Consider the following 7,248-nt stretch of genomic DNA (forward strand, 5'->3'; position numbering starts at 1 on the left):
TGTACAGGTCCGGGACCATCCGGCGGCCCGGCGGCACGCAACCGGGCGGTAACCTACCGCGCATGGCTCGCCGACTGGACTATTCCGCCCGCTACCCGCTGCACACCACCAAGGAGTTGTACGCGGCGCTGACGAACCGGGATTACTGGGAAGCCCGGATGGTCGAAATGCGGAAATACTCGCCCAACGAAGTGATCAGCATCGACGTCAGCGAGGACGGCATCGACGTGGTGCTGCACCACATCCTGCCGCGCGATGTGCTGCCCGAGGTCGCCCAGTCGGTGATGCGCAAGGATATGGTCATCACCCGCAAAGAGAGTTTCGGGCCGTTCGGTCCGGAAGTCGAGGGCAAGTACTCGGCCTCGATCCCCGCCGGTCCCGGCAGCCTGACCGGCACCACGCGCCTGTTCCCCACCGATACCGGCTGCACCATGCGGATGTCCTCGGAGGCCAAGGTCTTCATCCCGATGGTGGGACCCCGGCTCGAACAGCTCATGCTGGTGAATCTGGTCGACCTGTTCCGCGCCGAGGCCGAAGTGACCCAGAAATGGCTCGACGAACAAAAGCCCAGCAGCTGAGCCTCCCGCTCGGTACCCCGACCCGAGGGACCACGGGAACCAACCGGCTGCGCCGCAGCGACCGCAGACTCGTCCACGACCCGCGGATCGCCGGAGTACTGCGCCGCGCCGCGGACCCGCTGGTGGTCGATCTCGGTTACGGCGCACAACCGTGGACGACCCTGGAACTGGCCGCGCGCTTGCGTACGGTCCGCCCGGACGTCCGGGTAGTAGGACTGGAAATCGATCCGGCGCGGGTCGTGCCCGACCGCGACGGGGTGCGCTTCGCCCGCGGCGGATTCGAGTTGGCGGGGCTGCGACCGATTCTGGTACGCGCGTTCAATGTGCTGCGGCAGTATCCGGAGTCCGCCGTCGCCGATGCGTGGGCCACGATCCTGGCCGGCCTGGCCCAGGACGGCCTGCTGATCGAGGGCACCTGCGACGAACTGGGACGCCGCTGCTCATGGGTGGCCCTCGATCGTTCCGGCCCACGGACCTTCACCCTGGCCTGGGACCCGTTCACCGTCGAACGCCCTTCCGATCTGGCCGAACGACTCCCCAAATCGCTGATCCACCGCAATATCCCCGGCGAACGCATCCACACTCTGCTGTCGGCGGCCGACCGTGCCTGGGCACATTCCGCGCCGTTGGCGGTATACGGACCCCGGGTGCGCTGGCGCGCGGCACTGGAACTACTGCGCGAACAGGGCTGGCCGATCCACGATGCTCGCCGCCGGGTGCGCGATAACGTTCTGACCGTCCCGTGGACCACGGTCGCGCCCGAATGACATGCGGACTCGACTTGTGTCCCATCTCACAAATTCGGGTGCCCGACCACCGCTGACGTCGCCACGTTCACCACGTGCCCATACTCCGGCCTCATAGCCGGCACAGAAATATGCGGAAGAATCGCCTGCATGCCCACCAAGACCCTGTCGGTACCGAAGGTCAGTCGCCGCACCGCGACGATCGCCGTGATCACCGCGGTCGTGCTGGTGGCCGCCGCGCTGATCGGCGGTGAAGCCTACGCACGACACCGGATCGCGAGTTGTATCAGCACTCAGTTCGAGCAGGAGATGGGCTCGAAGATCGATGTCGGCTTCGGCGCCAAACCGCTACTGATCACCATGATCGACGGGAAGGTCTCCCGGATGAACGTGGACAGCGAAGGCGCCGAATTCGGCCCCGCGGTCGATATGCAGGTGCATGCGCAGTTCCACGACCTCCAGATGCCGGACGGCAGTAACAGCGCCAGCACGGTCGGCAGTTCGGACGCCGACGTCAGCTGGAGCAACGAGGGCATCTCCCAGACGCTGAAGGGTCTGGTCAGCGAGGTGCAGTCGGACCCCGGCACGGGACAGCTCACCATGCAGGTACTGGGCGGTTTCGGCGAGCTCCAGCTGACTCCGCAGGTCGTGGACGGCAAGGTGCAACTACAGGTCGCGCAGGCGCAGTTCCTGGGTATCGGGGTACCCGACGATCTGGCCGAAGGGGTGGTGAACATGATGACGGAGAGCATGCAGCAGTACCCGATGGGCCTGCAGCCGACCGATCTGAGGGTCACCGATAACGGAATCGAGCTGGACTTGCACGGTGAGCGAGCGGAATTGCCGCCGCCGGCCGAGGGAAGCACGTCCTGTTGAGTTGTCGTTTTTCGGCGGCGCCCCGGCGCCGCGGGTTCGGGGGCGGGGAGGTCCGGAGGGGGTGAGCGCGGGGATCGGGGGCCAAGGTTGGCTCACCGCGAAGGTTGCTGTGTTTTTGGCGCGCTGGCGCGCGCGGGTTCGGGGCCCCCTTGGTCTCGTTCTTCACTCCGCCGCTCCTCCGCTTCGCTCCCCCGCTCTGTCGCTCCAGAACGAGACGGGCCCCGAACCACCAACGCTGACCGGCCGCATGCGGAGAAACGGGGCTGGGTCGCATGCGGACAAACTGGCGGTAGGGGGATCAAACGCGCCGGGGGCGACGGCAAGTTCGGGTGGATGAGGCGGTGCGGGACCACGGATCTTGCGGAGTCGGGTTCGCCCATGGCTGAGGAGCCGTGGTTATCGGTGGCGCCGGCGGCGGCGTGGAGGTGGGCGCGGAGGCCGTGCCTACTCGGGGAAGGCGTCGAGGACCGCGCGGCTGCGGGAGAGGCCGAGGCGGGTGGCGCCGGCGGTGATCATCTGGGCTGCCGCCTCGGCGGTGCGTATCCCGCCGCTGGCCTTGACGCCGAGCCGGCCGCCGACGGTATCGGCCATCAAACGCACGGCATGGGGGTCGGCGCCGCCGGCTGGATGGAAACCGGTGGAGGTCTTCACGAAATCCGCACCGGCCTGTTCGGCTGCCCGGCAGGCCTGCACGATCGCTTCATCGGAGAGCGCGGCCGATTCGATGATCACCTTCAGGAGGGCGCGCTGTTCGATCGCCTCCCGTACCACGATGATATCGGCGAGCACGGCGGAGAAATCGCCTGCGACGGCGGCACCGATATCGATGACCATATCGACCTCCGCCGCGCCCTGGTCCACCGCGAGCCGGGCCTCGGCGCCCTTCACCAGCGAATGATGTTTCCCGGACGGGAATCCCGCGACGGTCGCGACCACCACGCCGGGTGCCCGCACCGGCAGCATGGCCGGCGAAACGCAGATCGCGTAAACCCCGAGCTCCCGGGCCTCGGCCACCAGGGCGGTAACATCCGCGCTGGTCGCCTCCGGGGCCAGCAGTGTGTGGTCGATCATTTCGGCCACCTGGGACCTGGTGAACGCTACGGAATCGGCCATGGCACGAGAGTCTGGCATACCCGGGGCGAATTCCGTTGCGGGCCTCCGGTTCGTCCGGAACACTCGTCCGCGGTCACCGAGTGAACTCGCCACCGGCTACCCAGTGAACTCACTATCGGCTACCGAGGAAAGGACGACGTTGCTGATCCGCCGCGAACGTTTCGCCGACAACAACGCTGTAGCGGCGGTACACCGGAGCGCGTTCGCCGCCCATTACGCGGCGTCGAGTCCGGGTGTCGAACAGGATCCACCCGAGGTCGCGCTCATGGGACAGTTGCGCAGCGATCCCGGCTGGATCCCGACGCTGTCCATGGTCGCGGTGGCCGACGAGACGGTCGTGGGCCATGTCTGTGTCACCCGCGCCACGGTGGGGCCGTTCCCGGTCCTCGCACTGGGGCCGATCGGGGTACTCGCGGACCGGCAGCGGGGCGGTATCGGATCGGCGCTGATGCACGCTGTGATCGGGGCGGCGGACGCGCTCGACGAACCACTCATCGGACTGCTCGGCAGTCTCGACTACTACCCGCGTTTCGGCTTTCAACGGGCCGAACGGCTGGGGATAGTCCCGGACGAGCCCGATTGGGCGAGTCATTTCCAGGTCCGGCCATTGACGGCATACGACTCTCAGATCCTGGGCGAGTTTCGGTATGCGGGGCCTTTCTATACGCTCTGAGCTGTGTTTTTGGCGCGCTGGCGCGCGCGGGTTCGGGGCCCCCTTGGTCTCGTTCTTCACTCCCGGCGCTCAGTCGCTGCGCTCCTTCGCTCTGGTCGCTCCAGAACGAGACGGGCCCCGAACCACCGAGGTCGGCCGGTCGCATGCGGGAAACGAGGTGGGATTGCATGCGGACAGACTGGCTATAGGGAAACAAACGCGCCCGGGGGCGGCGGCGAGTACGGGCGGGTGGCGGGGTCGGATGTGAACGGACCGGCGGCAGGGGAATCGAACGTGCCCAGGGGCGACGGCGGATCCGTGCTGGTTGGGCCGAGGTGTACGCGGGTGGTCGATGTCTGGAGTCGGTGGTGGGGAGGTGGGGACTGCGGCTGCGGCATAGGATTTCATCCGCGATCGATAGGATTATCAATGTCTCGAACCACTGCGGAAATACTTGTGCCGGCTGCCGCGAAACCCGATGACGAAGACAACCGGTACCTTCTGAAGTTCAAATCGTCGCTGGTCAAGCGCTGGTCGCATACCCGGATGGCCGAGCTGTACGAGATCGTGGACCTGTCGGTTTACCTGTGGGCGGTGGATCGGTCCGATGAGGCGCTCGCTGTCTTGCGTTCGGTTACCTCGGTGATCACCGAACCGCCGCGGACACGGGACGGTGTGGTCGATTACAACGTCTGGTGTCCTGTGGCGGCGGCCAACGCGCTCGAGGGCCGGCTGCTGCGGGGTCGCGGTGACGCCGCGGTGGAGGTCCCGGTAGCCCGGATAACCGGCGATCCGGGCTTGGCCGATAATCCGGACTTCATCAGGGAACAGGTGGCGGTCGCAGCGGAGAAGATGGCCGCGGCGGCGGCCGAGGGCTCGGTGAAGCGGGCCTGCCATCGGCTGTCCCGGACTCTGATCGGTCTGCTGTTACTTGCCGAACTCGCTGCCGCGGGGCACCCGTACGCCGACTACTACAACGCGGCCGAGGTGGCGGAACTGATCGAAACCGGCCGCGAGCTGCTCCGCACCCGCCTCATGGCGGCCGCCTGATATCGAGGCCGGGCAGTCCGCGGATGAACACGGCGGCCGAACCTGCCGCGCGCGGGCGCGCCAAATATGCTGACCGGATGGTTTCCGCCGTTCCCGTCTCCGACGATCGCCGATACGTGCTCACCCTGGGCTGTCGCGACCGTCCCGGCATCATCGCGGCCATCACCACGTTCATCGCCGAATTCGGGGGCTCCATCCTGGAGGCCGGTTACCATTCCGATCTCGAGACCGGCTGGTTCTTCACTCGGCAGTCCATCAAGGCATCGACCGTGCCGTTCGGTGTGGACGAGCTGCGAACCGGTTTCCAGCGGATCGCCGCCGAACTCGGCCCGGAGACCGAATGGCAGGTGCACGATTCGGGGATCCGCCGGCGGGCGGTGGTGCTGGTCAGCAAGGAGGGGCACTGCCTGCACGATCTGCTCGGCCGGGCGAGCTCGGGGGAATTGCCGGCCACGATCGAGGCGGTGATCGGCAACCATCTGGATCTGGCCGGGATCACCGAGGCGCACGGGATCCCTTTCCACCATGTGCCGTTTTCCAAGGACCCGGCCGAACGCGGGCCGGCTTTCGAGCGGGTTCGTGAACTGGTCGACAAACACGACCCGCATGCGGTGGTGCTGGCCCGGTTCATGCAGGTGCTACCGCAGCGGTTGTGCGAACACTGGGCTGGGCGGGCGATCAATATCCACCACAGTTTTCTGCCGTCCTTCGTCGGCGCCCGGCCCTATCATCAGGCGTTCGCTCGTGGTGTCAAACTCATCGGCGCCACCTGTCACTACGTGACGGCGGAACTGGACGCGGGCCCGATCATCGAACAGGACGTCATCCGGGTCGATCATGCCGACGAGGTCAGCGATATGGTCCGCCAGGGCCGCGACATCGAACGGGTTGTGCTGGCGCGCGGTTTGCGCTGGCATCTGGAGAGCCGGGTCCTGGTGCACGGGAAACGCACCGTGGTGTTCTCCTGAGCGGAGCCCGGCCTCAGCCCACGGCTTCGGCCGGTGCTCGCACCGAGACGAGCACCTCGCCGAGAATCTCGTTGAAGCGATCGATCTCCTCCAGATTGCCCAGATGGCCGGTGGGCAGCAGCACGAACCGGGCGAGATTCCCCGACTCCCGCAGCCATTCCGCGATCTGCTCGGCATGCACGGCCGGAGTCATATCGTCGGCGGTACCCGCAATCACAGTGGTCGGCACCGCGAGGTGGCGGGCGGCGTCGCCGAGATCCATCTCGGCCAGCAGCCGGCCGAACTCCGAGCGGACCCAGGAGCGGCAGGAACGGGCGATATTCATCCCGAACTCGATCACTTCGGGATCGGCGGCCAGAGTCATGATCTGCCGCGCGAATATCCACCGGACGGGCGCTACCGGCGGAAAGACGATCCGTGCGCTCAAACCGCCGCGACCGAGCCACATCGGCAGCGGCCAGACCCGGTTCAGCAGCGCCAGCCGCCGGTTGAAGAAGGGCACAACCGTGGTCTCGGCGACCAGCGAATGCGGTCCGGTATTGGTCAGCAGCACGGCGACGGCCTGATCCAGGACCCGCTGCGGGTACTTGCCGGCCCACGCCTGCAATGTCATCGCGCCCATACTGTGCCCGACCAGGACAGCACGCTGCCCGGGCCGCAATATCGCGTCCAGCACCGCGCAGAGGTCGTCGGCCAGCAGATGGCAGTCCAGTTGCTCGGGGGCGCCGAATTCGCTCTCCCCGTGTCCGCGCAAGTCGAAGGCGATGACCCGGTACTCCCCGGCGAACGCGTTGATCTGCGGATTCCAGTACTCGAGCGAACAGGTCCAGCCGTGGACGAGCACCACCGGCTGGGCATCACGGGGGCCGTAGGCGTGCACCCGGAGCCGAGCGCCGTCGGCGGCCCGCACATCGATGACCTCGTGCTCGACGGACGGCGGGTTCAGCGCGGCGTTCCGGTATCCGCCGCGGGTACGCAGGGCCGCCCGGTGAACTTCGAACAGCCCATCGATCTGACGGGCCAGAGCGGACAAAACCTGCGGCATCGTCGCACGCATCGACACTCCTTTGTGTTACTGATTGACACAGTAATACCTAGGAGCCGAGTCCGCCAGGTAGGCCCATCCACCTACCGCGAGTCCTTCCACATGCCATCCCACCCCCGTTTCCCGCATGCGGCCGGTCCACCTCGGTGGTTCGGGGCCCGTCTCGTTCTGGAGCGACCAGAGCGAAGGAGCGCAGCGACTGAGCGCCGGGAGTGAAGAA

The 7,248-nt window shown here is 66.9% G+C and carries 8 protein-coding genes; 6 read left to right on the forward strand and 2 right to left on the reverse strand.

What is annotated here, in order from left to right; translation table 11 throughout:
* Nucleotides 1-62: 62 nt before the first annotated feature.
* The 3 genes from ABZ827_RS17040 (at nt 63) to ABZ827_RS17050 (ending at nt 2,200) form a co-directional block, all read left to right on the forward strand.
* Entirely contained in the window at nt 63-578 is a 516-nt protein-coding gene (locus ABZ827_RS17040) for a DUF2505 domain-containing protein (RefSeq protein ID WP_357237708.1), read from the forward strand.
* The gene (locus ABZ827_RS17045) at nt 548-1,345 is read left to right on the forward strand and encodes a class I SAM-dependent methyltransferase (RefSeq protein ID WP_357237709.1); all 798 of its coding nucleotides are present in this window, start codon (nt 548-550) and stop codon (nt 1,343-1,345) included. The genes ABZ827_RS17040 and ABZ827_RS17045 overlap by 31 nt, the downstream gene beginning before the upstream one ends.
* A gap of 129 nt (nt 1,346-1,474) precedes the next feature.
* The gene (locus ABZ827_RS17050; RefSeq protein WP_357237710.1) at nt 1,475-2,200 is read left to right on the forward strand and encodes a DUF2993 domain-containing protein; all 726 of its coding nucleotides are present in this window, start codon (nt 1,475-1,477) and stop codon (nt 2,198-2,200) included.
* A gap of 444 nt (nt 2,201-2,644) precedes the next feature.
* On the opposite strand, the gene deoC is transcribed toward ABZ827_RS17050, so the two are convergent.
* Nucleotides 2,645-3,313 carry a deoxyribose-phosphate aldolase gene (gene deoC / locus ABZ827_RS17055; protein ID WP_357237711.1) on the reverse strand — a complete coding sequence of 223 codons (669 nt, stop codon included), beginning with the start codon at nt 3,311-3,313 and terminating at the stop codon, nt 2,645-2,647.
* A 139-nt stretch (nt 3,314-3,452) separates the two neighbouring features.
* Here deoC and ABZ827_RS17060 point away from each other — a divergent pair, with 139 nt between their 5' ends.
* From ABZ827_RS17060 to purU, 3 genes are all read left to right on the forward strand, one after another.
* Nucleotides 3,453-3,986 (forward strand): N-acetyltransferase, encoded by a 534-nt coding sequence (locus ABZ827_RS17060; RefSeq protein WP_357237737.1) that lies wholly within the window; start codon nt 3,453-3,455, stop codon nt 3,984-3,986.
* A 408-nt stretch (nt 3,987-4,394) separates the two neighbouring features.
* Nucleotides 4,395-5,015 carry a hypothetical protein gene (locus ABZ827_RS17065; RefSeq protein WP_357237712.1) on the forward strand — a complete coding sequence of 207 codons (621 nt, stop codon included), beginning with the start codon at nt 4,395-4,397 and terminating at the stop codon, nt 5,013-5,015.
* A gap of 77 nt (nt 5,016-5,092) precedes the next feature.
* Nucleotides 5,093-5,983: a formyltetrahydrofolate deformylase gene (purU, locus tag ABZ827_RS17070; RefSeq protein ID WP_357237713.1), complete on the forward strand. Its 891-nt coding sequence runs from the start codon at nt 5,093-5,095 to the stop codon at nt 5,981-5,983.
* A 13-nt stretch (nt 5,984-5,996) separates the two neighbouring features.
* On the opposite strand, the gene ABZ827_RS17075 is transcribed toward purU, so the two are convergent.
* On the reverse strand, nt 5,997-7,040 hold the full coding sequence (locus tag ABZ827_RS17075) for an alpha/beta hydrolase (RefSeq protein ID WP_357237714.1): 1,044 nt from the start codon (nt 7,038-7,040) through the stop codon (nt 5,997-5,999).
* Nucleotides 7,041-7,248: the final 208 nt, after the last annotated feature.

Source organism: Nocardia sp. NPDC019395 (assembly GCF_040632335.1).
Taxonomy (GTDB): Bacteria; Actinomycetota; Actinomycetes; order Mycobacteriales; family Mycobacteriaceae; genus Nocardia.

Coding starts and splice junctions, on each gene's coding strand:
- ABZ827_RS17040 (WP_357237708.1), top strand. CDS start 63: ATGGCTCGCCGACTGGACTATTCCGCCCGCTACCCGCTGCACACCACC.
- ABZ827_RS17045 (WP_357237709.1), top strand. CDS start 548: ATGGCTCGACGAACAAAAGCCCAGCAGCTGAGCCTCCCGCTCGGTACC.
- ABZ827_RS17050 (WP_357237710.1), top strand. CDS start 1,475: ATGCCCACCAAGACCCTGTCGGTACCGAAGGTCAGTCGCCGCACCGCG.
- deoC (WP_357237711.1), bottom strand. CDS start 3,313: ATGGCCGATTCCGTAGCGTTCACCAGGTCCCAGGTGGCCGAAATGATC.
- ABZ827_RS17065 (WP_357237712.1), top strand. CDS start 4,395: ATGTCTCGAACCACTGCGGAAATACTTGTGCCGGCTGCCGCGAAACCC.
- purU (WP_357237713.1), top strand. CDS start 5,093: ATGGTTTCCGCCGTTCCCGTCTCCGACGATCGCCGATACGTGCTCACC.
- ABZ827_RS17075 (WP_357237714.1), bottom strand. CDS start 7,040: ATGCGTGCGACGATGCCGCAGGTTTTGTCCGCTCTGGCCCGTCAGATC.